General features: G+C 52.6%; 22 protein-coding genes and 1 pseudogene. 10 read left to right on the plus strand and 13 right to left on the minus strand.

What is annotated here, in order from left to right:
- Positions 1 to 15: 15 nt before the first annotated feature.
- A complete protein-coding gene (locus I9H09_RS06095; RefSeq protein WP_236502363.1) occupies positions 16 to 876 on the minus strand; it encodes a helix-turn-helix domain-containing protein in 861 nt (286 codons plus the stop codon).
- A gap of 79 nt (positions 877 to 955) precedes the next feature.
- Here I9H09_RS06095 and I9H09_RS06100 point away from each other — a divergent pair, with 79 nt between their 5' ends.
- The 3 genes from I9H09_RS06100 to I9H09_RS06110 all read left to right on the plus strand — a co-directional run bounded on the left by I9H09_RS06100 (position 956) and on the right by I9H09_RS06110 (position 5,364).
- Positions 956 to 1,180, plus strand: coding sequence for a helix-turn-helix transcriptional regulator (locus tag I9H09_RS06100; protein ID WP_031597374.1), 225 nt, complete (start codon positions 956 to 958; stop codon positions 1,178 to 1,180).
- A 30-nt stretch (positions 1,181 to 1,210) separates the two neighbouring features.
- Positions 1,211 to 2,587, plus strand: coding sequence for a helix-turn-helix domain-containing protein (locus tag I9H09_RS06105; RefSeq protein WP_236502362.1), 1,377 nt, complete (start codon positions 1,211 to 1,213; stop codon positions 2,585 to 2,587).
- 632 nt (positions 2,588 to 3,219) lie between these two features.
- Positions 3,220 to 5,364 (plus strand): hypothetical protein, encoded by a 2,145-nt coding sequence (locus I9H09_RS06110; protein ID WP_236502361.1) that lies wholly within the window; start codon positions 3,220 to 3,222, stop codon positions 5,362 to 5,364.
- A gap of 245 nt (positions 5,365 to 5,609) precedes the next feature.
- Here the strand turns inward: I9H09_RS06110 and I9H09_RS06115 are convergent, their stop codons facing one another.
- The 7 genes from I9H09_RS06115 to I9H09_RS06145 all read right to left on the minus strand — a co-directional run bounded on the left by I9H09_RS06115 (position 5,610) and on the right by I9H09_RS06145 (position 9,708).
- The gene (locus I9H09_RS06115; RefSeq protein ID WP_236502360.1) at positions 5,610 to 5,930 is read right to left on the minus strand and encodes a hypothetical protein; all 321 of its coding nucleotides are present in this window, start codon (positions 5,928 to 5,930) and stop codon (positions 5,610 to 5,612) included.
- A 2-nt stretch (positions 5,931 to 5,932) separates the two neighbouring features.
- On the minus strand, positions 5,933 to 7,546 hold the full coding sequence (gene trbL / locus I9H09_RS06120; RefSeq protein ID WP_248972597.1) for a P-type conjugative transfer protein TrbL: 1,614 nt from the start codon (positions 7,544 to 7,546) through the stop codon (positions 5,933 to 5,935).
- A gap of 2 nt (positions 7,547 to 7,548) precedes the next feature.
- Positions 7,549 to 7,737, minus strand: a complete 189-nt coding sequence (locus tag I9H09_RS06125) for a hypothetical protein (RefSeq protein WP_046719829.1) — start codon at positions 7,735 to 7,737, stop codon at positions 7,549 to 7,551.
- Between the two features lie 2 nt (positions 7,738 to 7,739).
- Entirely contained in the window at positions 7,740 to 8,534 is a 795-nt protein-coding gene (gene trbJ, locus I9H09_RS06130) for a P-type conjugative transfer protein TrbJ (RefSeq protein ID WP_236502590.1), read from the minus strand.
- Positions 8,535 to 8,791: 257 nt separating this feature from the next.
- Entirely contained in the window at positions 8,792 to 9,016 is a 225-nt protein-coding gene (locus tag I9H09_RS06135) for a hypothetical protein (RefSeq protein ID WP_046719828.1), read from the minus strand.
- Between the two features lie 2 nt (positions 9,017 to 9,018).
- The gene (locus I9H09_RS06140) at positions 9,019 to 9,228 is read right to left on the minus strand and encodes a TraC family protein (protein ID WP_003380647.1); all 210 of its coding nucleotides are present in this window, start codon (positions 9,226 to 9,228) and stop codon (positions 9,019 to 9,021) included.
- 105 nt (positions 9,229 to 9,333) lie between these two features.
- Positions 9,334 to 9,708, minus strand: a complete 375-nt coding sequence (locus tag I9H09_RS06145; RefSeq protein ID WP_057414245.1) for a TraK family protein — start codon at positions 9,706 to 9,708, stop codon at positions 9,334 to 9,336.
- 371 nt (positions 9,709 to 10,079) lie between these two features.
- On the opposite strand from I9H09_RS06145, the gene I9H09_RS27090 reads away from it, so the two are divergent.
- The 4 genes from I9H09_RS27090 to I9H09_RS06165 all read left to right on the plus strand — a co-directional run bounded on the left by I9H09_RS27090 (position 10,080) and on the right by I9H09_RS06165 (position 13,508).
- Positions 10,080 to 10,286 carry a plasmid mobilization protein gene (locus I9H09_RS27090; RefSeq protein ID WP_428847129.1) on the plus strand — a complete coding sequence of 69 codons (207 nt, stop codon included), beginning with the start codon at positions 10,080 to 10,082 and terminating at the stop codon, positions 10,284 to 10,286.
- 542 nt (positions 10,287 to 10,828) lie between these two features.
- Entirely contained in the window at positions 10,829 to 12,145 is a 1,317-nt protein-coding gene (locus I9H09_RS06155) for a DNA cytosine methyltransferase (RefSeq protein WP_236502591.1), read from the plus strand.
- Complete coding sequence (locus I9H09_RS06160; RefSeq protein WP_236502592.1) at positions 12,142 to 13,272, plus strand: ApaLI family restriction endonuclease; 1,131 nt, start codon at positions 12,142 to 12,144, stop codon at positions 13,270 to 13,272. Before I9H09_RS06155 ends, I9H09_RS06160 begins: the two co-directional genes overlap by 4 nt.
- Positions 13,273 to 13,316: 44 nt before the next feature.
- On the plus strand, positions 13,317 to 13,508 hold the full coding sequence (locus I9H09_RS06165) for a hypothetical protein (protein WP_053481733.1): 192 nt from the start codon (positions 13,317 to 13,319) through the stop codon (positions 13,506 to 13,508).
- Between the two features lie 423 nt (positions 13,509 to 13,931).
- On the opposite strand, the gene I9H09_RS06170 is transcribed toward I9H09_RS06165, so the two are convergent.
- From I9H09_RS06170 to I9H09_RS06185, 4 genes and pseudogenes are all read right to left on the minus strand, one after another.
- Positions 13,932 to 14,456, minus strand: a complete 525-nt coding sequence (locus I9H09_RS06170; protein ID WP_122346415.1) for an SMI1/KNR4 family protein — start codon at positions 14,454 to 14,456, stop codon at positions 13,932 to 13,934.
- Positions 14,457 to 14,468: 12 nt separating this feature from the next.
- Positions 14,469 to 18,677, minus strand: a complete 4,209-nt coding sequence (locus tag I9H09_RS06175) for an RHS repeat-associated core domain-containing protein (protein ID WP_248972598.1) — start codon at positions 18,675 to 18,677, stop codon at positions 14,469 to 14,471.
- A gap of 5 nt (positions 18,678 to 18,682) precedes the next feature.
- A complete protein-coding gene (locus tag I9H09_RS06180; RefSeq protein WP_236502431.1) occupies positions 18,683 to 19,150 on the minus strand; it encodes a DcrB-related protein in 468 nt (155 codons plus the stop codon).
- A gap of 503 nt (positions 19,151 to 19,653) precedes the next feature.
- Positions 19,654 to 20,109: pseudogene (locus I9H09_RS06185) on the minus strand (IS5 family transposase); the annotation flags it as partial.
- On the opposite strand from I9H09_RS06185, the gene I9H09_RS06190 reads away from it, so the two are divergent.
- Positions 20,101 to 20,238, plus strand: coding sequence for a hypothetical protein (locus I9H09_RS06190; protein ID WP_236502432.1), 138 nt, complete (start codon positions 20,101 to 20,103; stop codon positions 20,236 to 20,238). The pseudogene I9H09_RS06185 and the gene I9H09_RS06190 overlap by 9 nt on opposite strands.
- A 970-nt stretch (positions 20,239 to 21,208) precedes the next feature.
- On the opposite strand, the gene I9H09_RS26875 is transcribed toward I9H09_RS06190, so the two are convergent.
- Complete coding sequence (locus I9H09_RS26875; RefSeq protein ID WP_183142479.1) at positions 21,209 to 21,559, minus strand: hypothetical protein; 351 nt, start codon at positions 21,557 to 21,559, stop codon at positions 21,209 to 21,211.
- On the opposite strand from I9H09_RS26875, the gene I9H09_RS26880 reads away from it, so the two are divergent.
- Both I9H09_RS26880 and I9H09_RS06205 read left to right on the plus strand, forming a co-directional pair.
- Complete coding sequence (locus I9H09_RS26880; protein ID WP_268835737.1) at positions 21,553 to 22,659, plus strand: Effector protein hopAB1; 1,107 nt, start codon at positions 21,553 to 21,555, stop codon at positions 22,657 to 22,659. The genes I9H09_RS26875 and I9H09_RS26880 overlap by 7 nt on opposite strands.
- A 391-nt stretch (positions 22,660 to 23,050) precedes the next feature.
- Positions 23,051 to 23,536: a hypothetical protein gene (locus I9H09_RS06205; protein WP_024670489.1), complete on the plus strand. Its 486-nt coding sequence runs from the start codon at positions 23,051 to 23,053 to the stop codon at positions 23,534 to 23,536.
- Positions 23,537 to 23,694: the final 158 nt, after the last annotated feature.

Raw genomic sequence — 23,694 nt, forward strand, 5'->3', positions numbered from 1 at the left:
TAGAGTTTTGATCTTTCACGGTGATGCCTGCTTTCCAGACCGTCGCTTGATGGCCGCAGAAACAGCTTGGCGTGATACGCCAAGCTGCCGGGCGATTTCAGCCTGACTTGTAATTCCTCGCATCAACAGATCATCTATCGTGCTAGTTGGTGACTTCAATGCTTGGAGAAGGCGGTATGCCTCCTTTCTGACCTCGGCATGGGTCTCGATATCCCAGCTTGGAAGGAAAGCAGCTTCTTGAGACCAGATTTTTGCAATCAAATCCTCATAATCCAGCACGAACCTCCTATCGCGTTGGTAAGCGCGGCGTGCCTCATCGCTACGTCGCGGATTGTGGGCCTCACAATAGAGTTTGCTCGGTTTAGCCGAACCCTCTGGCTGGCCGGGTAGGGCCGCAGGCCTTAGTAATTCACCGTGTTGCGCCCAAGTAGAAACGAGCATTCGGCGCTCCACGTGCTCACGAAATGCTGCTATCGAAAAGTCCCCGCGCAATTCCTGAATGTCACAGTACTTCGACAACATTCGAGGGGGCCCATACCTGCCGAACTCCCCATTCAATGCCCGTTCGTATCGATCCACTAAGGCATCGGCTTTTTTCTGAGCTTCGGTGCGAACAGACTCCGTTAATGGGACTGCTTTGACATTTCCGCGCTTTAGGCGCTTGAAGACTTTCGGCGCCGCGATGCTAATCACATATTCGGTGGAGCGCCAACATAGCTCGCAGAAGCACCACTCGTATTGGTTACTCAACTTGGCACGGATGCGATCCGATGATGTGTCGCTCTCTCTAACCAGCATTTGCAAAAGCGGGTCGTAGGTGCTCGACGTTTTTAAGTGTTTTCCCATCCTTCGATGATAGCTCTGATTGACAACCAAATTCTAACTTTTTTGCGCCCTGGGTCTGGCGCTCGAAGGCATTGTCAAGCATCTGACAACTTCGAAGGAAAGCGACCCCATGGAGACCAAACCAAAGAGCAAGACACTCATCAACCGTAAGAAATTGCATGCGATGATCCCGCTAGCAGAGCGCACGATCTACAACATGGAGCAGCGGGGCGAATTCCCGCGCCGTATTGCGTTAACCAGTCGAAATGTCGCTTGGGATTTGGCTGAAGTCGAAGAATGGATTGATGCGTGCAAGGCTTCTGGCCCAGCTCCCAGACCCGGAATTGGAGCCTGAATAGTGTGGGTCGGGCCCGACTCAGGGCCCATGCCGCAGCCGCATGTGCGAATTTCCCGCGCTCAACTTCAAAGTTCACAGCTTGCGCTGTTCAGCTCTCAGGACGAGGCGCAGATGTACCACGACAGCAACAGGAGCGGGTTCTTCTCGTTACTGGTTGACTTTCGTGGCGAAAAGCGTCAGTCGTCCCACCGGCTAGCGGCTATGCCCACCATACTCAATCTGGTGGATAAAACTCGCGACACTTGGATGTCTCAGGCCGAGTTCATCCGACCTAACCGGCGCGTCGTAAACCTGTCCAGGCTTGGTCTGTTGTTCGCAGACCTCGACACCTACCGTATCCCCGCATTAGCTGGCCGCGACCCTGAAAAATTGGCCGCGTCTGTGTTGTATTTCTGCAACGAGGCGGGCGTCCCTGAGCCGTCCCTGCTGATCTACAGCGGTCGAGGCATACAGGCGAAGTGGCTGCTAGAGGGCACGATTCCGCGCCAAGCGCTGCCCCGCTGGAATGCGTGCCAGCGTTACCTAGTGGATCGCCTCGCGCACATCGGGGCAGATCCGATGGCCAAAGACGCGAGCCGGGTCTTGCGTACCGTGGAGACGGTCAATAGCAAGAGCGGCGAAGTCTGCCGCGTGGTGCATGTCCAGAGCGACACAAACGGCCAGCCGATCCGGTACAACTTTGAGCATATGGCCGAGGCCCTGCTACCGACTGCCCGCTGGACTATCGAGCAGCAGCGGCAGGAACAGAACCAGCGGCGCGCCACGAAAAAGCTTTTCCTATTGATGCCCGGCGGCAAAGCCGACAATTTGCGCGGTTTCTCAGGTCGCCAGCTTGCTTGGGATCGCCTCGAAGACCTGCGCAGGCTTGCCGAGCTGCGCGGCGGAGTCGTGGAAGGCCAGCGGATGCAACATCTGTTTTGGCGGTTGAACTTCCTGTTGCTTTCCGGGGCAACCAATAGCAAGCAGATGTACCACGAAGCGGCTGCACTTGCCCGCGAGTTAGATCCGCAGTGGAATAGCCGCTCCAAAGAGCTGATGACGCTGTTCAGCAAGGCAAAAGCCTACGAGGCTGGGGAGAAAGTCACCTTTGGCGGCAAGGAACATCCGCCGCTTTACACGCCCAGGAACGATACCCTTATCAACCTGTTCAGGATCACCCCCGCAGAACAGCAGCAGCTCAAGACTATTGTTAGCCACGCTGAGGCCGCAGGGCGCCACAGGAGGCGCGAGGAAGGTCGTAGACGCGCTGCTGGTGCCGTGGCCCGGGAAGCTTATCTCGAAACGGCTAACGGCAAGCTAGCAAAGGCTCAAGCGCTTCGGGCGGAAGGTTTAAGCGTGCGAGCCATAGCAAAGCGTATGGGCATATCAGTTATGGCTGTGTCTAGGTACATAAACGCCCCATAAATCAGTGTACCAAGTCCGTGCGTATTACTAATGGCGAAGCCTCCGGGCAATTGGATGGCAGCCTGTTTTTCGCTGGCTCAAAGGTGGGTGAGCCATTACTACCCACCTGACTACCTTTACGCATTGCCACTATTCTGTCGCTTGCATCGAATTCGACCGGCAAGCTGGATGGAGTCGACCGACAGGAACCGGCCGATTCTGTTGAAAAAGTCGGCCCTTGTTTCCACGGTAGAAAGTATGCGCCGGAGCTTAAAATCTTTGCATTGAGCAGTGGATTCCGGGTCCAGATTTCGCGAAGCAGTGCGCAAAAAAGATGTTTTCAGCTGTCAGTATCCGGGCCGTCTGAAAGAACCGACTTTTTCAACAGAATCGACCACAAGCAGCCGTTCGATAGGTGTATGCAACCACGAACGGCTCATACCGTCTCACCACCCAAAGGTGATCGATAAAACATCCTGCCTTGGCCTAGAGATCATTCGGATTGAGATTGCTGTTGCACAGTGCTACAAGGTCAGATGAAAGTCTGAGCTTTTCAGGTCCAGCGCACTAGCGAAGCATGCATTCAGTACGTTTGGTCTCAATGATCTGCTGAGGCGTACACCAATTGAATTTGATAAATCCAAGGAAAGTACATGGATCATGACACGTTAGTAAACCATATACGCGGATTAAGCAAAAACTTGTTTGATGCGGCGTGTCATATAGTGCTTAAAGAATACTTTAGAATTAATGCCATCAATGTTGATGGTTCAAATGACGGAGGCGCAGATTTTATACGCGTGGGTAGTGATGGAGCGCGAAGCGATGCCATTTATCAGATCACTACACAAAAAGAAAAAATCCCAGAAAAGCTAGGGAGAGATATTGCAAAAGCAGGTGAAAAGCTTTCCGCCAAGAGATTTTATTTCTTTACTACATTAAATATTAGCGAAATCGTGTCTCGAAAATACGAGTTAAAATACTCAAAGGAACTAGACATGCCTGTTTCTTTCTTTAGCGCTAGGCATGTTGCGGAATTCCTGCTCGATGGAAATCTTTTAAATCATTTCTTGGATGCAGTAAACTATCCGCTTCCAAGGTCATTCGATGGAACGGCTGACTACAAAGAAATGGCGCTTCACAGCTATACTATAATGTCTGATGATGCAAAGGTCATGCGGGACGGGGTATACGACGACACAATTCTCTTTGTCTTATCTGATAGTGGAGAGCTTGAGCAACGCGAATTGGTTTCGCGGGTTTTGGAATTTCTTAACATAAAGTCCGACAAGGAAGGGTATCTAAATAACCGTATTGGCGCTTTGTTTTCTAAACAATCTATTCAGCGCGTTGAGTCGGGCGCTATCGGTCTATCCTTAGGCTCGATGCAAGATATTCAATCGCGGAAAAGGATATACGAACAAGAACTAAGTGATCTGGCAGTCGTACAGATTGACATCATGCGAAAAGATTTCGAGGTCGACTGGAGCATCGCCGAATCAAAAGAAATCAGTATCTATATTGCCGACGCTTACATTGGCCAACAAATGGAACTCTTAGGTGATATAAAAGCCAAAATCTCCGTTGAGCCTATTTTGAATCAGCGTGACCGCGATCAAAATAGTATACGAGACTATATTCGCGATAGATCTGGCCTATCCAAAGGAAGAGCGGCGAATGCTGCCACGGCATTATTACACAGCGCATCAAATCATCCGCTTATCATAAAATTAGCTCGAGCATCTGTATATGTGGCTCTTGAGGGTCGAAGTGCCGTAGCTTCAGCAAAGGCTCTTGGTGCAAGCAGATGGAGCGATTTTAATATATTAATCGAACCGTCGGTAGCTATCCACTGGATATGTTCTCGCTTGTATGATGGTGATGTAAACGGCTCTTTCAGTATCAGCAAAAAGTCAGTACAACGATCAATTAGCTTAAACGCCTCTGCATTTATACCGTATTTTTATATCAACGAATGCGCATCACATCTATTGGGGGCAAGAAAATATTCTTCATTGGAGGATGTTGCTAGTCCAGAAGAGCTTCAATATTCAAGAAATGCATTCATCGCAAACTATTATGCGCTAAAAGCTCAGGGTGTCAGGGTCCCTAATACGATACTTGAATATCTAAAAACCTTTAGCTCTGCTGTTCTTATTGAACGTTCTAGCTGGAAGGATTGGGTCCGAGCAGTCATGATCGACATCCAGTCAATACTTAGCAAGTCTGGGGTTCGGTTTGTTGAAGTGCCATTTTATAAGCCCGAGGATTGTATCAGCTTTGAACGTGAGTATACGCACTATCTAACTTCGCGCAACCAATCAAAATCCCGGCACCTTATGGATCACGATGTGTGGGCTTTGCAATTTACGCACAATGAAGTTATAAACGAAAATAAGCATTGGGCGATATTGACATTTGATAATGCCATGGTAAGGGTCGCTGCAGGCGCCAGCCATGCTGGATGGGTTGTGACTCCCTATAAATTCCTTGATATTACGGCATCATCTCAGTCGTTATCAGACACTCAGTATGTGTCTCTTGTTCATAGTTTGGCCGTATCAAGTGCAAAAACACTCTCTGTAGCGGCAAGAATAATTGATAGGGTGGTGAGCTACGCGTCAGATCAGTTGCAGAACTGGGAATTCAAAAATGACTTTGAGAATTTCAAGAAAAATTTGATATCCGAGCTTGATGATAATGATACCCCCGGAGAGGATGAGGAGTTGGAGGTGAACGCCAAGGTCGACGAGTTCTTGCTTGCTAAAGGGATCGATATTTCCAAAGATGAAGAATGAGCCTTTGAACCGTCATTATTCGACACCTCGAATGACAGCTTTGGGTCGGTTTCTGCCGGTTGCATGGCTGAGACAGGTCCGTGCGTATTACTGATGGCGAAGCCCTCCGCACCATTGTTGCCGCTTGTCAGCATTGATGGTGGAGGTGATTAACGATCCGTTCAGAATTGGGCATAAGAGAAAAGGTTAAGGTTAGGAAAACAAAACCCCGCGCTTGGGCGGGGTTGTTATTGGCAGCTCAGCACTCAGCGATTACCGCGAATCTCGCGTTTCTGGGCTTCCTGCGCGGCTTGGATGGTCACCAACACTTGCTGGTTAAGAGCGGCGCTACTCTTGCTGCCGAGCAGAGGTAACCGATTCATGGTCTGCGCGCCGGCAAACATGTGATAGGAGGCCGACAAGGCGAACGGGCTTACTCGATGCTGCAAGGCCGTATATTGGCGATCCAGTCTATCGAGCTGCGCCCCATAGCCCTTGCTACGCAGCCACCTGCCGAGCGCCCACATGCCGACTGCGAACGTCGAGGCTAATATTACGAATCCAGCGAATATCAGAACGTCCATCATTGTCATTTCTCCGATTGATCGTTGTTCGAGTTCACGCCCGGCACCTTGAGTGAGGCGAGGCGTCCAGGAGTAGAGTTAGTGTCCGAGGCCGGACGGATGACGTTAGGCTCTGCTTGTGAAGCTTCTGCGGCCGATTCTGCTTCATTGGCTGGAGTGGTCGAGTAGGTATCGTCGGGAACTGGTTGCGGAGATCCTGCATCAAGAGACAAGGCGTGCGCATTTTCCATACCTGGCACTGCTATCGAGGCCATCACGCCGAGCATCTTTGCGCCACCGTCGGCCGCTTGGGAAAGCGTGCTGCCGGAGCTGACAACTCCACCTTTTGGTGTCGTCGGCTGGTCTTTGTCGCCGTTCCCCTGCGCGGCCTTTCCGGCCTGCTTGGCGGCCTGTTGTACGCCGCTGCTTGGCGAGGACGGAGCGGCCGACGCCTGCCCGGCAGGATTGGCTGAGCTGCCGCCGACCTTTGCGCCTGCGGAACTGGCACCCTGGGCCGCTGCGCCGCCGGTGCTTGCACCCACGCCGGAGGACGCCGCTGCACCCATAGACGACGCGGCACCACCTGCGGAGCTGGCACCGGCAAAGCTGGAGTTAATCGCCCCCGCCAGTCCACCGACACCCGCCGCCCCAGCCCCGGCTGCGCTACCAGTACCGGCAGCTCCGAGGGCGGCAGCAGGAGCCGCGGCCCCGGCTGTGGCAATGGTGGCCGCCGCAGCCGCAGCCGCCGCCCCGGCAGCACCGGCCACTGCCATCCCGCCAATGGCCGAGCCGCCGCCCATTGACGTGCCACTAATCATGGCACCGATCAGGTCAGGAATTGTTTTCGTGAGGTAACAGCACACCAAGGCCAAACCGACCATCGTCATCAATGACGCTTCGTCATTGGTGTAGGCGGCCAACCACTGCTTTGCCGACTGGATGATCAGGCCGACAATCAGGGTTAGTACAAATAGCTTGGCGCCAATCGCAACGGTGAAGCGCATCGGCGCAATTGCAAAATCCCGCGTCCATTGCGAACCGCCAAAGCCGATGAACAGCACGGAAGCATTGATGATGACGTAAGACTCTACGAGCGTGACAAACATGAATGCAGCGATGAAGGCGAAACATGCCAACACAAGGATTGCGCATACAGCGATCAGAAGTCCCTTGGCTGGAGAAAACACTGAAATGCCCTCCACCATGGTGCGGCCAAAATCCAACGCAACTGCCAGCATATCGCCGGGTTCTAACGCGCGCCCGAGGCCGCTCGCCGATGCCGCCGCATCACGGAAGCTATCGACAATGGCCGTCGACCATTCCACCGAGTACTTCATGACTGCAAGGAAGAAACCGATCACCAGCACGAAGCGCAGCAGCTCGCCGACAATCTCGCCGAAATCGGCTTGTTTCATGACCAGAGGCATGAACGTCCAGATGAACTGGATCGAGGCCAGCAGCCAGAACAGTCTGATGGCATAGTCATACAGCTTCCCTGACCACTGGTGCGACTGTTGCAAAACGAGGTCGAGTAGGCCCTGAATTGATGTGTCGGCATGGGAAAGGTCGGTCGCGGCCACAGCATCTCCCCCCACGAACGCACCAGCCAAGGCGAGGAACAACAATAGACGACGATCCATAGCTAGTACCCCTTCACGCCGCCGCGAGTGTTCGGGCGCGCCTCAAATGAAGCATCAGCGCCACGCTGTTGACGTTGTTGCTCAGCCTCGGCAGTACATTCGCTGTTGCTTTGAACCACCACGGTGACCATGGAACCAGCTAGTGCAGACCCGGCGCACATCAACGCGGTGAGCCATTTCGAAATAGTCATTCTCAGTACTCCTTCACGCCGCCGCGTGTGTTTTTCCGCGCTTCAAACTGCTGTTCAGCCGCTTCGATAGCGGCCTTCCGGTCGCCTTGCTGGGCCATGTAGTTGCCCTGCATGTTGATTTGGGTGGCCATCAGATCGCGCAGTTTTTGCAGTTGCTGCACGTTCTGGGAGGCGATTTCGTTGCCCGCCTGTATAGCTTGCATGCGACCTACGGCTGACTGCGAACGGGCCACCATGCGATCAAGCTGGATGTCTTCAGACTCGAACTTGCTGGTATTGAGGTTTGCCGCCTCGAGTGCCGTCTTTACGTTGTTGCTGCCTTGTTCCGACCACTTCTGATAGCGCTCATGAGCTGGTACTTCTGCTGAGTTCGCGGCTTGATTTAGGTAGGACTGAAAGCCGGGGAAAGCGGTGTTGAACTGAGAGTCCATATTCTGGATCTGGCGGCCTAGGGACTGCGAACGGGTGTAAAGGTTGGCCACGTTTTTAAGATCGGCCGCGATGCTGCCAAACATGGTGCTTGGCAAGCCCGTGCCTTGGGTGACCATATTCTGATACTGCTGAATCTGCGTCTGAAGCTGCTCTGCAGTGTTCAGCGCCGTGTTGACTGCCTCGGCGTACTCAAACATCTGTTGATAGAACGTCGAGCAGTTTGAGCAGTAGATGGCATATGCGGGGGGTGGTGCCAGGTAGAGACCCACACTAAGGCTTGTGCTTTTCATAGCTAAAACAAGGGCAGTACGTATTCTCGATTTTCGAGCCGATAAAATCGGCGATTTCAGCAATTCCGTATTCATGCCGAACACCTCGTTTTGTCATGGTTCGAGGTCTGATTATTGGCTGATATGGTGTGGTTTGGAACATGCGGATAAGTATCTATCCGCATAGAAATCAATGACTTGCAGGCGCTGGCTGGGTGAGATTGACACGTAGCAACCTGATTTTGCTGACATTTTCTTTAGGCATGGACCTGTCTGTCTTTCCAGCGGGATGTGTTTTTACGGCCAAAAAAAAAGCCCACCGAAGTGGGCTTTTGATGACATGGCATAGCGCATTAGTGGGCTGAGTAATAGGGGTTCTGGGTCCGATAGTGACCACGCTCCGTTTCAGGGATGTGTAGTGTTTCTAGGTGCCAGTTTTCGAGCGAGGCTGCCAACTCTGCCGCAATGCGTTGGGCTTCTCTAACGGCTTTACCAGGTCGCCCGCTGGCTTGACCGAGGTAGGCTTGCAGTTCGTTGAGTTGGTTGGCCAATGCGCTGATGCGGTGAGCGGTTTTCATGATCAATCCCCCTTTCTGATCCTTTCTACAATATTGTCGAATTCTTCCCGAATCTGATCGTCTGTAATCTCAAGATTAACCAATCCTGATTTGATTGCAATTCTCCCAATTCTTTCGGCCGCCTCATTATCCAATTTCGCCAATCTTGCTTTAGCTGTTTCCAGCTCTGAAAGGGCGTCAGAACGGCGTTCTGCGAGAGTTTTTCGAGCCATGGGTTCACCGTTTTCAATGAGGTAAATTTATACAGACTGAAAAGTTCTACCTCATTTTCGCTCCCAGATTAAAGGGGCTACACGGCCTCGCTGTTTCGTGGAGCGTCAGATCAGGTCGTCCCGAGTGTTTCCACTATTTGGGTTGTGGTCGAATCCCGCACGTTTTGAGCCAGGTTTGGAAGGCAGTGCGGCGCTGTGCTCCGGCTGTCCTCTTACGACTCCTGTCGGGGCTGGTGAGAGGCTTTGCGATGTGAATTGCCCAGAGCCTTTCCTTTGGTGCCCATCGTCTTTTTCCTTTCTTACATACCTGCCGACGTATTTGGTGAATTGCGGGTAGCCAATGCCAAGCTGTTCGGCGTAATCGTCATAGATCGCACGTAGCGGATGCCCTGCGTCTATCAGCTTACGAAAGTCATCAAGCCTGGCCAGAAAGGCAACTCGCCCTGCGCCGCGATACACCTTTTTCGGCCCGTCTGTCATTTGGCGTCTCCTGATTATGTGATCGAACTACTGCTCGGCCCCTGATATAGGTAACTAAAGGAAATTTTAGAAAATTAAAGGAAATTTTTTATCTTCATAGCGAAATTTAACGCAACTCAGAGAAATTCAGGGCAATTATAGGTCAGAAATAGCCGGAAATGGCAGCAAGGCGAACCTAAGGCGGGCAAGTTGCCTAGAATTGCAGAAGATCAGACGGCAAGATATGTGTTGTAGGCCTACGCTGCTTCGCATCTAGGGCCTCCACCACCACCCTTACTCGCCTTCGGCTCAACGGATCTTGCTCTGCGAGGCACACAGCCGCTACCGCGTCTAAGGGCAAAAGCACAGCAACAGCAACAGCAGGAGCAATCATGCCCACCGGCACCAAAGAAAAAGCACCCGCTCGCCGACGTGGCAAGCCAATCGAGGTTTCGGTTAAAAATGAGAAAAAGGCGGTGATCACTGATAAGGCCGAAGATGTTGGCGTGTCCCGTTCGGGCTACCTTCGCGGCCTAGGCATGAACACGCCTATTCGGTCGGTCGTTGACCTGACCGCCGTGGGGACTTGGCAAAAGTGAGTGGCGACCTCGGGCGTGTTGCTGGTCTGTTGAAACTATGGCTTGCAGAGAAGCGTGTAGAAGGCGCGAACGCCATTGACGTGGAAAGCACCATGATGGAGTTTCGCCGATTGCAGGCTGCCACTACGTGCAAAATGGGACTGATTGTTAAGGTCCACAGGTGAGGGCCTCAGTAGAGAGCGGTATCAGGTTTACAACGCCCCGATAGGTAGTTCAACGCATAGGCAAGCTTACCGATTTCCGCGCTTTCAAACGTCCTAGTTTCACCCCTGGAGCTAGTTTTTGGGGGCTTTGCCAGCGTTTTGTAGATTCTCGACATTCGGTCCGCAGGTAGTCTTCGTCAGGCCCCGAATGATAGGATGCGCTCGCCCTCTACTTTTCTGAAAGCTCGGCGATTGCTTTCCAAGATAGGCAGAAAAGAGAGATTAAAGGGCTGTCGCTATGACGGCGAGGTAAGAGCAACCTGTCAAGCAAGAGCATCGAAGCATCATTCCCCTCACCGCCCGAGCGCCAGCAGCACTAGAGAAAAGGCTACACATCGAATGACTTTACAATTGAATACTACGCAATCCGCCGACCAGGTTGTTTCACTGTTTTCCGGCGCTGGTGGCTTTTCACACGGTTTTTCGAAGGCTGGATTGAAGCCTCTTTTTGGTGCGGAAATTGATAAAGATGCATGTGCTAGCTACCAGAATAATATAGGAAGTCCATGTCATCAGCTTGATTTAAGTGAAGTTCAGCCAAGTGTATTGAAAGAGTTGGTAGGTGGGCGATCTCCTTTCATAATTATTGGCGGTCCACCATGTCAAGGTTTTAGTACGGCCGGGCCTCGTAATGCGCAAGATCCTCGCAATCGGCTTATCTTTAACTATATGGCTATCGTTAAAGAACTGGCTCCTAGGTGGTTTGTTTTTGAGAATGTAGAAGGTCTTTTAACCTCTGGCAGCGGCGCTGATTTAGCACGGCTAGTGACTGAATTTGTTTCGCTAGGTTATTCAGTTAGACTCCAAAAAATGAATTTGGCCGCCTACGGTGTACCGCAGACACGTAAGCGGGTAGTAATTATTGGTAATCGTCTAGGTATTGACTTTGAATTTCCTCCCGAAGCTTTTTCATATGATAGTGGAAAAGCTAGAAAGTATTCCAACCTCCCGATGGCTCCTACATTAGATTCTGCTCTTGCAGGACTTGGTGATGCGGTGACTGACAAGAGTCAATATGTTCCATACGCCAGTGTTGAGTTTTTAAATGATTACGACCGTTTGATGCGTGAAGGCAACATTTTATCTGGTGTCACTCAGCATTACCAGTCAGATGGCTATAGTTCGAAGGTCCATATTGAAATGCTCAAGCCCGGTCAGACCATGAAGGACTTACCGGAGGAGCTGTGGCATGACAGTTTCAAAAGGCGGGCCAATCGGCGTGTTGCCGATGGCACTCCTACTGAGAAGCGAGGTGGTTCACCGTCGGGTATAAAGAGGCTGCATGGTGATCGTCAAGCTCTTACTATAACCGGCGCAGCTACAAGAGAATTTATTCATCCTCACATGCCTCGGCCACTGACTATCCGTGAGTGTGCTCGAATCCAAACTTTCCCAGATTGCTATCAGTGGGCGGGTAACGCGGCTAGCATTATTCAGCAGATCGGAAACGCAGTTCCTCCACTTGCAGCATTTTCGCTTGCTCAGCATATAAAGCAGATTGATGGTAAATTTGGTTCGGATTTACAGTCAGCTATTGCTGTGAAAAGTCCCCGGCTTCTCGGCTTTCTGTTAACTGAATCGCTTGGGATGAGTCCGGCGCTAAAAAATACCCAATCCCTGTTGGCTAACTTGCTAAAAGATGGACTTGTTCAATGAGTATTAAACCTCGGAAACTGAATGCTGAAAGATCTAAGCAGCTGACAAGGCTTCTGACTATAAGCAAAACTGCTACATTGACAGCAGTAATGACTCCGTCTGAGCTGGCTAAAATTATTGCGCTTGTTTCTGTAGATATTGGCAAGAGTGACGACTTGGCATCAAGTTTTCCAATGGTTTGGCCGAGTATTTGTCCGCCAGATGATTATTACTCTATCAGCTCAGATTGGTTCAAGACTACCGAACCTCCAGTGCAGTCAGACGATTTGATAGCTTTGCTCGAAAAGGCGGAGTCGTTAGATGAAGATTTCATGACTTATTTACGCTGCTTGATGGAGTTACACAAGCGAAGAAGAAAATATGGAATGATCTTAGAGCGCCAGCCCCTTCCTACCATGGTGCAGGTATCTCCTAGGGCTTTGATGGAATATGGTCCGGATTTTCCTACTGAAGCTCTTGCATCTTGGCTCACATGGCGGAAGTTTTTTTACGACCTCGATAATAGATCTGCTCAGGAAACTGGTTATCTATTTGAACCTATCTTGGCGTCTGCAATTGGTGGTGAGCCAATGTCTGCTAAGGAAAAGGTTGTTCATAGAAGCAATGACCCTTCTAAGGGCCGACAGGTTGATTGCTGGAGGGTTGGTGCCGATGGCCAGCCTCTTGCATATGAGCTTAAACTTAGGGTTACCATCGCAGCCAGTGGTCAGGGTCGCTTTGCTGAGGAACTAAGTTTTGCGGAAGACTGCCGGGCGTCTGGGGTGAAGCCCGTGCTTGTGGTCCTGGACCCTACGGAGAATAACAAGCTCACTGACCTTCAAGCTGCTTACAGGCGAGTTGGCGGCGAGTGTTATGTGGGTGACGATGCTTGGCGCCATTTGGAAGATGAAGCTGGAAGTACCATGGCAGCATTTATTGAGAAGTACGTGCGTCAACCGGTTGCAGAAATATCGGCTTTTGAGCGCATTGTCGATGGCGATCCCAAGCGCAGAAATCTTGTTTTGTTAAACCTAGCCACTAAGCTTGAAGGTAATCAGCTAAGTATCTCCTTAGGAGATTTCGTCCGTCGCATTGAGCGCCATGAAGACCCATCGCTATCAAGCGAAGGTGATGGCGAGGATGACTGAGCAGGCGCCTGATGGTTGGCTCCGGTCACATGGAGAGGTGGGTTATGAAAGATCGCAGTCATGATGGAGCAATGGCAGAGCTTTTCGAGGCCGATCCTTCGTACGCTATTGAATTACTCACCGAAGTCCTCCGCGATGGTGACTGCGGTGAGTTAGCTGTCTTGATGCGTCAGCTTCCTAATGGTGGTGCCCCTGGGGCGGGGGCGAGCGATACGATCCCTTCAGAAGATGTTTGATTTTTATGGTGTTTTTCATGGTATTAACATGTTAACTGCCTTTAAGTGCTATAAATTAAAGGTCCATGTGCATCTATTGATAATAGAGTGGGAGTAGAACATATCCGTAACGCTTTGATTTTTATATAAATATTCTCAATGTTTACGATAGTTTCTGCGTCATTAATGGCATTGGCCATGGTTGCAGCGCAGGCATCCTCAGCCAGTTATATCGATACCATGTTCGGTCGTGTGTGCTGACATGGTATCCAGAGTGTTAACGCTGATGCAGAATTGATCCATCTGCCGACTTGGCGATGCCCCATGAGTGTTTAGTCCCAAGTCAGACCTGCTAACGCTTTACGAAGTGGAAGCTTGGGTCAGCGAAATTTCGGCAGCTGGGTCAATTCTGCATCAGCGATAACATCCGGTCTATCCTTTCTACTAAGTCTCTTCAATAAACTCTGGAGAGCCGCCTATGCACTTTAAGATTAAGTTATAAAACTCATCGAAACTTGAAGCAATAAAAAACAGATTTCCGCAGTCGTTGACTTCCGCAATATCACAATTGTTTTTCATGTCGGACTCATGTAAGTGTGTACGATCCCAATAGTAAATGCCCTCACGGCTTGCTGTGCTTTCTTCAATCATTACGTAAGGATTTCCTCCTCCATCTTCACCTATAATAATGGCGCCACTAAGGAAGTCAAGCTCGGAGGAGAACTCATTATTAAACTCGACTATATCATTGCATTCTTCTAGCGGTATTAAACCAAAAAGTCGATCAAAGCTTACCGTGCCGTCATCAACCGCTGTTAAAGGTATTTGGACGTAGTCAGGCGCCGTTAGATAAAAACCATTCATCTTATTTAAGAAGGTTTTGTAATCTGAGGGTAAAACTCTGTTGAGACTTGATTCTATACGATCCAAGTCAGTTTTTTGAAGTCCTTTTTTATAAATAATTGGCATGTTGTATCCGTCTTAGCATGTGGATTTTATGTTTTTCACTCCGCCCGAGTGAGTGAATCTATTATGGATTTTCTTGGGGACTTCTTGCATTTTTATTTTATTTTCGTGGTGATGCCAAGTGTTTTTTGTATAGTCAGCTGGCCCCTTTGGAGCAAGTGCATCAGCTTTTCCAAAGTCGCCCCCCGGATTTTTTCCATGATTCCCTTTAAGATCTGGAACGTCCACCTGCTGACGTTCGAAGGGTGTGAAATCAGGGTGACCGTTAGGATATCTAACACTATTAGCTTCCCAATCGGTGTAAACCCATGTTCGGCCATCAATCTCGGAGTGAACAGATCCGCCCTTTTCCAACCATTTCGATATATCTGGAGAGTGAGAAGGTTTTGCACTCCATCCCCATGGATCAACCCATGCAACAGAATTGGGCGCATACTGATATAAATTAAACCCACCCAACAACCCAATCGGATCCTGCGTAATAAACCGCCCAATCTCCGGGTCATAATACCGAAACGTGTTGTAGTGCAGCCCCGTCTCCACATCAAAATACTGCCCCTGAAACCTCAGGTTCTGCTCAACCTCGTTCACGACCAGCTTTTCAACCGCCCCCCAAGCCCGGTATTTGGCCTGCCAGACGATCTGCCCTCCGGCGTCGGTCATCTCCAGCGGTGTACCGATCTGGTCAGTGTGGAAGTAGTAGACCTTGTTCTTTACCTCGCCTTCTTTCTGATCCACACGCGCCAACGGTGCATAGCTGCCGGGCTCGTAGAGGTACAGGCTGCTCTGTCCAGGACTCTCTTCACGCAGCATCCGCAGGCCTTGCCAGAGGAAGCGTTTGTGATCGGTCTGGCCTTTGATCTCGGACTGTTTGGCGACGCGCCTGCCCAGACTGTCGTACTGATAGCTGCTGGTGCTTTCTATCTGAGTGTTGGCCATGGTCTCGGTTTTGACCAGGCGATTTTCGCAGTCGTAGATGAAGGTTTGCCAGCGCACGATGCCGACCGTTTTCTCTATCAGGTTGCCCCAAGCGTCGTATTTGTATTCCTGGTTCGCCCATTGTTTAAGGCGGTTGTCTTTGACATGGTCGAAACGGCTGGTGTTGAAGTTGAGGCGGTTGGCCGCGGCGTCGTAACGGAATTCTTCGCCGTCGACCACGCGGCCGGTGTTGCGCGCCAGCAACTGGCCGTTGGCTTCGTATTCGTACCGGGTTTCGCCGCGCAGTTTGTCGAGGGTGCGGCTCAGTTCGCCGGCCGGGTCGTACTCGTAACGACGATGGATCGGGTTGTAGGCGTGTTCGACGTAGCGTTCTGGCTTTATGAGCGGGTTCTGGATCTGTGACAGCTTTTCAGCGGGCAGGGTTGTGGCGTACTGCCAGGCCTTGCGGCCCATGCTGTCGTAGCCGAAGCAACTGGTCAGTGTGCCTTGGGTACGATAGATCTCGCGGTGCAGGTCATCGCGTTCCATGTCGCTGATCAGTTGGCCATCGAGGTTCAACTGATGCAGGTGACCGCTGCCGTAATACAGGTGGTTCAGGTGCTGGCCGGTGGGAAGGGTCAGCGTGGTCAGGTTGCTCAGTGGATCGTACTCGTAGGTCAGCGCGCCCTGAGGCGTGGTCTCTTTGACGAGGCGGCCCAGCAGGTCGTAGGCGAAGTCGATCTTTTCAGCGGCGACGCCGAGTTTTCTGCCGGTATCGGTCGGCTTGCGCTCAATCGACAGCAACCGGTCGCCGTCGTCGTAGGCGTAGTGCTGACGCGCATCGTCGTTGAGTCTGGCCAGCAAACGACCAATCGGGTCGCGTTCGAGGTGAGTGCTGCGCCGTGGCTGTTCGCCTTTTTCGCCGTGGCCGATTTCTTCGACCTGTGTCAGGTGCCCGCCAAGGTTGTACCTGAAGCGGCGGGTGAGGTTGTCGATGCGCTTTTCTTCGATCAAGCGGTCAGCGTTGTCGTAGGTGAAGTTGTAGGTGGCGTTGTTTTCGTTGGTCAGGACGACGAGGCGTATGGCCTTGTCGTATTCGTAAGTGATGGTCTGCCCTTTGGCGTCCTGTCGCCATTTGGGCAGGCCCCGGCCGTTGCGCAGCAGTTGGGTGGTCTGGCCCTTGCCGTCGGTGTGGGTCAGCACCTGGCCCAGTTCGTTGTAAGTAAAGGTTTCGCTAGTACCATCCGGATGATTGATGCGCAGCACTTCGCCGTCGGGTTTGCGCTCCAGCGTGGTGGTGTTGTTCAGGGCATCGGTGACGGCCACCAGATGGTGGCGCTCGTCATAGCGGTACCAGGTGCTTTTGCCCGAACAGTCCTGAAAGCGCTGGACCTGCGCCAGGGTGTTCCACCACAGGTACTTGGACTTGAGCGTCGGGTCGACGATGGTGTGGGGCAGGCCATCGTCGCCGTTGAGGTATTCGGTCTTGTGTCCCAGTGCGTCGATTTCGGCGACTAGGTTGCCTTTGGAGTCGTAGCGGGCCTTCCAGATGCTGCCGTCGGGGTAATCGACCTGGGTGATCAGCGTGGTCAAGTGGTGGTGATACTGGTAACGAATGCTGCGCCCCAGCGGGTCGGTTTCCTTGAGCAGCCGGGCGAACTCGTCGTACTCGAAGGACAATTTGTTGCCGTCGGGCAGGGTCAGGCCGGTCATGTTGCCGGTGTCATCCAGCTCGATAGCGTAGTGATCACCGCCGTAATCGCGGCTCGAGGTAACGCGGTGGTCCTTGTTGTAATGAATCTCCAGCTCGCGTCCCAGTGCATCGGTGACCCACGTGGTGCGGGCCTCGCGGTCGTAGCGGAAGAGGAAGTGCTCGCCATCGCTGGTCTGGTGTTCTACGACACGTGGCTGGCCGTCGATGGTTTCCCAGCGGTACTCACAGGTCAGGCCCAGCGCGTTGCTGTGGCGGGTCATGACACCATCGGTGTAGCTGAAACGACGCACTGAATCGCCGTTGCGGTTGAAAACTTCGGACAGTTGACCGTTGCTGTCGTAGTGGTATTGGACGAGAGTTTCGACAGCCTCGTTGTCGACGATGCGTTTGACCGAACTGAGTCGCGTCGTCACCTCGTCGTAATGCAGGTGCACACGTACACCGCCCGTGGCGCTGATGTCGGTCAGCGTACCTTGCTCGGTACGGGTGAAATGCAAGAAGTGGCCGAGTGAGTTTTCGATGCGATCCAGCGGAACCGGTGTGTTGTCACCGGGCACTTCGCCAAAGTAGAAGAAGATGTTATCCAGCGTCTGCAACAGGTAATGACCGCCTTGGGTGCAAACCAGATAGACCTGCTCGTGGGGATTGTAGATGCGCTGGCCCGGCGCTATGTCCACGAACGGGACGGTACGGCCCTGATTGTCCGTGAGGTAGACGAAACTGCCGCGCTTGCGCAGGCTTTGTTCCCACGGCAGCACCCAGCCTTTGCCAAGCACGCTGTCCACATCCAGATTACTGGCGTAGAAGCGCGACCACTCGATGGGCATCAAGCCAGGCAGGCTGAAGTCAATTTCATCGGGGATCAGCTTGCGGCCCGTGGTGGTGTCGACCGGGTTGCCAGTCAGACCACCGATGGCACTGCGCGCCACCGGTTCTACCACATAGCGGCTGGCAACTTCGCCGGCCACGAAACCTGCTGTGAATTTAAGTGCGCAGGGCAACACTGCTTTCATGCCCGCCTGTGCCCCTGCCTTAAGCAGTTGGGCAATACCGCCCGCCGCGCCTGCCACCGCCATCAGCACATCGACGGTGGTGCGCAGCCAGCCTGGAATTTCGTCGTCTACCGGCAGATAGCGATACCTGCCGCCGCCGATGAACACGTTGTTGGAGCCGCCCGAGATGGTCGCGCCGCAGGTGAGTTTGTCGCCCTTGCGCGCCGCGGCCACGCTGTTGATGAAGACGTTGGTCGAGCCTTCGGCGATCCTGATCGGCCCCGGATGCTTTTCACAGGCACCGATGCTTTTCTCAACGTGCGCCGCCTTGCGGTTGTTGATGTACACATTGGGCGATGCCGTGATGATAGTGCCGGAGGGGGAGGAGAACATACTCCCTATTGCCTCTCCTGCGGCGGTGAGCAGGCTACCTCCGACGCCTGCAGCAAGCCCTGCCAGAAGAGCCACGCCAAAACCGCACGTGAAGGTCGCGATCGCTACGGTCGCAATGAGCGCAATACCGAGTACAGCCCCGATCAGGAAGCCTCCCAGGGCGCCGGTATGCGATATTTCGTCACCAAACCGCGCGGCCTCGAACATAAGCTTTACTCCTGTTCGCTGGTGTCGGTTGGCGGGGTGTGAGGCACACGAGGCTGGAAACTGGTCAACAGGTGATCCCAACCCTGGGTCTGCTCGTCACTGAAATCTGTCTGGGATGTTGTCGAGAACACAATCACGCGCTCGGGCTCGATCAAAAATGCCGCCTGACGCTGATAGTAAGGTCGCCCTTCGGTCATGTAATACGCGTCAATCTGAATGCCCTCTATGGGCGCCACAGTCGATAGCGAAACCGCTTTTCTGTTCAGGAGCGTATAACCGCGCAGCTTGGACGAAAGCATTTTGACCTGACGATCAACGTAAGTCTTGAGAAGCTCGGTGGACAGCAAGGTGTCTCTGGACACTGTAATGCTCAACGGGGCAGGGAGCGTCGATCCCAGCACAAACATGTTCACCGTGCGGTCCTGAAAACCTTCCGGCAGTGTGATACTGCCTTCGTGCAACTCATAGTCCATGTGATAAGAATTCCTGAAGTCGAAAAATAAACAATCAGTGGGCGGCAAGACCACTCAACATGCTGTCAAAGTCGGCTACCCATGGTCATATACATATCCTTGAATGCGCCTACGGCTGCTACTGCGGGGAAATGCTAGCAAAAGGTCGGAAGCTGATGCCTTCAGCCAGTCTGCAGAATATTTCGTCTTGAAATATTTTTCTACGCTTGACGCCGATTCGAGAAGTGTAATGTCTCCTAAACGCTCGTAGGAGCCTTACTACAGCAGTCCCGCTAAGCTTCTACCGAACCAGCGCTTCAGACCGTCCAGAAAGGCAAAATTGCCACTAGCTATGCAGAAAGTAGCACTTTTCTCTAGGGATGCTCTGAAATAGCCGGATATTTTCCGGCTACCGAATCCTCGGCACGTTTCAAAAAACGATGCATGTCGAAATTCGCTCAATCCTCTTCGTTTTTCAGCTCTTTCGGCCGCTGCAAAGCCCTTTGCAGTAACCATTTCCTGCATTACGCGCGCACCTCTCCTGCGTTCGCCAACAAATATCGGTGGGCCATCCACAGGTTTGACAGGGCGAACAACGTCACCATTTGCACGGTGTTCTTTGCCAAGCCCCGAAAGCGCACTTTTTCATAGCCAAACTGGCGCTTGATTACCCGAAACGGATGTTCGACCTTGGCGCGAACCTGGGCCTTGGCCTTCTCGATTTTGCGGATCGCCTTGTACAAAGCGCTGCGTTTTCCGTGCTTTTTGTAAGTGCTGCGGCGAGCAGCAATTTGCCAAATGACCTTGCGGCCAGCATGTTGTTCGCGCTTCTCGACCTCGGTGTAACCTGCGTCGGCGCAGACTACGTTTTCCTTGCCGTGCAGCAGTTTGGCAACCTGCGTGACGTCTGCCACATTGGCCGCTGTGACTACCACGCTGTGCACCAGGCCTGACTCGTCGTCGGCGCCGATGTGAGCCTTGGCATCGGCGAGCGCAGGCTTGTCGAACGACGCAATGCGTCGAGCAAGATTGTCGACAATGCGTCGAGTTCATTATCGGGAAGGGCGCGGTTCTGGGCCGAAGCCGCAACCATGGCGACCAACCAATAACCGAACGTGCAAGGGCTACTGCCGGCCGTGACCTAGGCTTTATGCCTGGATATGGTGTCGCCATTTTGAATGTACACAAGCGGAGTTGGCCCGCCGACGCGTTTTGGCGCTTCCCCTCGACGAGCGGAAGTAATTGCGCTGAGACTTAGCCGAGTCATTGGAGTAGATGCGTACCGGGTTGGCCTCGCAAAAAATCAGCTAAATAGGGGTGTGGTATTTTTCATGGTATCAGAAAGAAAAAAGCATCGATAACCGCTCTAGATAGGGATATAAATATACCATTTATAATAGAGTGGGAATGATTGGACGTCCGGCATTGTCCGGCACCAACTAGCAAGAAATGCCCTGGAGCCCGCGTAATTGCGGGCTTTTGGCTTTTTGGGTCTGGCAAATTCTGGCAGCTTTGTGCATCGCCAAGCACCGTGTTTATGTGGTATCGGGCGCTGACTGAGCCAAATGCCATGCTTGGTGCTCGATACCATGTCGCCTTATTAGGGAAGGGCATGGTATCAAATCTCATCATCAGCCCGGTTTCACGCCGGTTTCATTGGGTTTTAACCTGGTGCATGAGTACTTTTCTGCGCATGGTATTTTTTTCCATGGAATCCCACTGCAAGCAGGGTCAACCTGATCGGCGATTACCTCTGGCGGCAGAGCCGCAAGCTGGAAGAGGGTAAATTCAGGCGTTATGACAAGTCGGAAAACCTTAACGTACGATTTTTTCCGAATTCTGTAGGCCCCCAGGCAGAACTTTTTCTTCCCTCGTGCCACTCATGGTTGATTTTACGGGTGAGTTGACCCGCTTCCAGAAAGCCGAAGAGGATCAGTATTATTGTGGGTATCAGTGGTAGAGCAGGGCCATCGGGCGCTTACTATAGTGGGCACACAGACCCTGAGCCAGCATCCGGGCGCGCACGCGATTCCAGCAGCGAAGCCAGCTCCTCGAACAGCCCGCAGGTGCCGCCCTCTTCTAACGCGCCCGCATCTCCGATACCAGCCGGACGTCAGAGGCTTTTGCGATCCAGGCCGTTGTCGAGCCAAACCAGAGAGTGGCTCGAGCAGGGCATGCCGACAGGGGAAGGCACTGGAGCGCGCAACAGGCCGCAAGCATCTGCTGATGCAGCAGCGCCGCATGCAGGTACAGCAGCAAGACGCACAACGCAAGCACCTGCTGATGCAGCAGTGCCGCATGCAGGTACAGCAGCAAGACGCACAACGCAAGCATCTGCTGATGCAGCAGCGCCGCGTGCAGGTACAGCAGCAAGACGCACAACGCAGGCACCTGCTGATGTCCGCGTACCGCGCGAAGGGGCAGTGGCACGCGCCAATAGGATCGTTCAGCAATTGGTCAGTGCGGGCGCTGATCTTGCCCATACTCGCAGGATGTTTCGCAATGCGATCAATGGACACGGGGTAGCTTTTTCTGCAGCCGAACAGCGTATTTTGCTGGAGCATTTCCCTGACATGCTAGCGACTGGAATCAGCCAAAACTCAGAGCTTGCCACTGAGCTCCGTGATGCGCTCCGTAGCGCGGTTCGCCAACAGGCAGCACAGGCAGCACCGGCTGTGACGCCAACGCCGCCGAGGGCCAACCCTGCGGCATCATCAGCGGGCAGCAGCCAACGTTCGTTATTTGGACGGTTCGCCCGGTTGATGACGCCGAACCAGGGACGGTCCTCGAACACTGCCACCTCTCAGGCGTCGGTAGACAGGCGCCCGGCACGCGTCAATCAGGTACAAACACCCCCTGACAGGACTGCGATGCGCAATCTTGGCGATAATATGGCCAATGTCGCACTGCAGGCATTTGCTGAACAGGGGGGCGATCTGGAGCGCCTGCGCGCTGCTATTGAAAGTTATGTAATGCAACGCCATCCGATACCCGAGGATATAGGGCGCAGGTTGCAGAGTGTGGGTATTCTCCCAACTATTGACTCTAACGAAAGCATTCTAAACAACCCCCTGCTTAATTTGAATGTTGCGCTAAACCGCAGGTTAGGTGCGTCTCCGGTCGTTGAACGAGCGCCTCGTCCAGCCGTCCCCACTACAACTGATCGGAGGTCTATGTCGGCTGCTGAGATGAATAGACGCACAGCCCTGAATATATCCTCACAATTTAGTCAGCTGCGTACGATCTCGAAGGCTGAATCCGAAGAATTGGGTTTCAAGGATGCGGCAGACCATGGCTTGGAAGACGCGACGCACTGTCTTTTTGGTGGGGAATTGTCGCTGGGCAATCGGGGTCAACAGGTGATAGGTCTGGCGTCGATACCTTACGGCCAGGAGGGAGATAAGGAACTGGTGTTCATGGATATGAAAAAACTTGCCCAATACCTTGCAGGCGATCCTAGGCATCCGATGCACAGGCAACCGCTTAACGAAGGCAATATCGCTAGTTACGCCTTTAGGATCGTTCCGTGATCGCGCGTACAGCAAAAACCTGGTATGCCGGCCTCTATGTATAGGAATTTCAATAATTCCTATACAGGGTCATGAACTGAAAAAACATCATCGACGCCCTGCCAACGTGGCGTCGATGTTGGCAAAAAAACTCTTTTCACCCCCCACCGGCGCCGAAAAAGGGATCGAAAGCGACTTTTCTGTCCCTTTTCGAGAATCTTGACGCGCCTCTCTCGTATCATGCCTGCACGTATCTGTTGCCGCTGACCGAAAACTGACCCAGTAGGGGTTTTAATAACAAACCGCCGAAATTTCCGTCGTCCCATCACACCCGGTCTGCAGAATCAGCGCTACTGTGTTGTCCACCCGAAGGCTTCGATATTCGCATCCGCCAAAACCAAGGAACCCGTTCATGAAATCCCGATTTTCTTTCAGCTCATCTCTCCTGATCATGCTGTCGCTGACAGGGTGCGCAGTGAATATGGATGCTTCAAAGCACGATCAGTCTGGAGAAAACGCTCTTTATGGCAGTTGGCATGTTGCAGGCGTAGCGGTATCAGACTCGGGCGTGCAAGCGCTTGAAACTGATGATCCAAGCCTCATGGGCCGACGTCTCAGTTTCAGCCACGACCAACTTGCATGGAAGGCTCCAACAGACTCGACGGAAGATGTATGCAGGGGGCCTGTTTTTCACAAGCTTCCGGCGATGTCCGGAGCTGAACTAGAGCCGCAACTCCATAAGCTTGGCATCGAAAAAGCTGTGCTCTATGGCGTTGAATGCAAATCTGGAAGCTGGGGTCCTTTTGATAAAGAAACCCCGGTATTTTTTATGGCACAGGATGGGTCGCTAGCTCTTTCCTGGTATGACGGCGGAATGCTGAAGCTCGTGCGAGACTGATCACGGAAAGGTCTCGCTGCCGCTCAAGCCATGTGCCTGTGGGGCGAGACCTTGGAAGGGAGTAGTTTTGGCGTCTGCGAATATACGGAGGAGTGCACAGTGGCCTGCATCGAGAGATACTTGCGCGCTGTCTTTTCAAGCAGTTTCAGGCGCTGCTT

Source organism: Pseudomonas tremae, assembly GCF_023278125.1.
In the GTDB taxonomy this organism is placed as follows: Bacteria; Pseudomonadota; Gammaproteobacteria; order Pseudomonadales; family Pseudomonadaceae; genus Aquipseudomonas; species Aquipseudomonas tremae.

Bases quoted from the DNA above. Each gene is read 5' to 3' on its own strand.
- I9H09_RS06145 (WP_057414245.1), bottom strand. From the start codon at position 9,708: ATGACAGACGGGCCGAAAAAGGTGTATCGCGGCGCAGGGCGAGTTGCC.
- trbL (WP_248972597.1), bottom strand. From the start codon at position 7,546: ATGGATCGTCGTCTATTGTTGTTCCTCGCCTTGGCTGGTGCGTTCGTG.
- I9H09_RS06140 (WP_003380647.1), bottom strand. From the start codon at position 9,228: ATGGCTCGAAAAACTCTCGCAGAACGCCGTTCTGACGCCCTTTCAGAG.
- I9H09_RS06110 (WP_236502361.1), top strand. From the start codon at position 3,220: ATGGATCATGACACGTTAGTAAACCATATACGCGGATTAAGCAAAAAC.
- I9H09_RS06125 (WP_046719829.1), bottom strand. From the start codon at position 7,737: ATGACTATTTCGAAATGGCTCACCGCGTTGATGTGCGCCGGGTCTGCA.
- I9H09_RS06180 (WP_236502431.1), bottom strand. From the start codon at position 19,150: ATGGACTATGAGTTGCACGAAGGCAGTATCACACTGCCGGAAGGTTTT.
- I9H09_RS06205 (WP_024670489.1), top strand. From the start codon at position 23,051: ATGAAATCCCGATTTTCTTTCAGCTCATCTCTCCTGATCATGCTGTCG.
- I9H09_RS06170 (WP_122346415.1), bottom strand. From the start codon at position 14,456: ATGCCAATTATTTATAAAAAAGGACTTCAAAAAACTGACTTGGATCGT.
- I9H09_RS06175 (WP_248972598.1), bottom strand. From the start codon at position 18,677: ATGTTCGAGGCCGCGCGGTTTGGTGACGAAATATCGCATACCGGCGCC.
- I9H09_RS06105 (WP_236502362.1), top strand. From the start codon at position 1,211: ATGCCGCAGCCGCATGTGCGAATTTCCCGCGCTCAACTTCAAAGTTCA.
- I9H09_RS06155 (WP_236502591.1), top strand. From the start codon at position 10,829: ATGACTTTACAATTGAATACTACGCAATCCGCCGACCAGGTTGTTTCA.
- I9H09_RS06100 (WP_031597374.1), top strand. From the start codon at position 956: ATGGAGACCAAACCAAAGAGCAAGACACTCATCAACCGTAAGAAATTG.
- I9H09_RS27090 (WP_428847129.1), top strand. From the start codon at position 10,080: ATGCCCACCGGCACCAAAGAAAAAGCACCCGCTCGCCGACGTGGCAAG.
- trbJ (WP_236502590.1), bottom strand. From the start codon at position 8,534: ATGAATACGGAATTGCTGAAATCGCCGATTTTATCGGCTCGAAAATCG.
- I9H09_RS06165 (WP_053481733.1), top strand. From the start codon at position 13,317: ATGAAAGATCGCAGTCATGATGGAGCAATGGCAGAGCTTTTCGAGGCC.
- I9H09_RS06160 (WP_236502592.1), top strand. From the start codon at position 12,142: ATGAGTATTAAACCTCGGAAACTGAATGCTGAAAGATCTAAGCAGCTG.
- I9H09_RS06115 (WP_236502360.1), bottom strand. From the start codon at position 5,930: ATGATGGACGTTCTGATATTCGCTGGATTCGTAATATTAGCCTCGACG.
- I9H09_RS06135 (WP_046719828.1), bottom strand. From the start codon at position 9,016: ATGAAAACCGCTCACCGCATCAGCGCATTGGCCAACCAACTCAACGAA.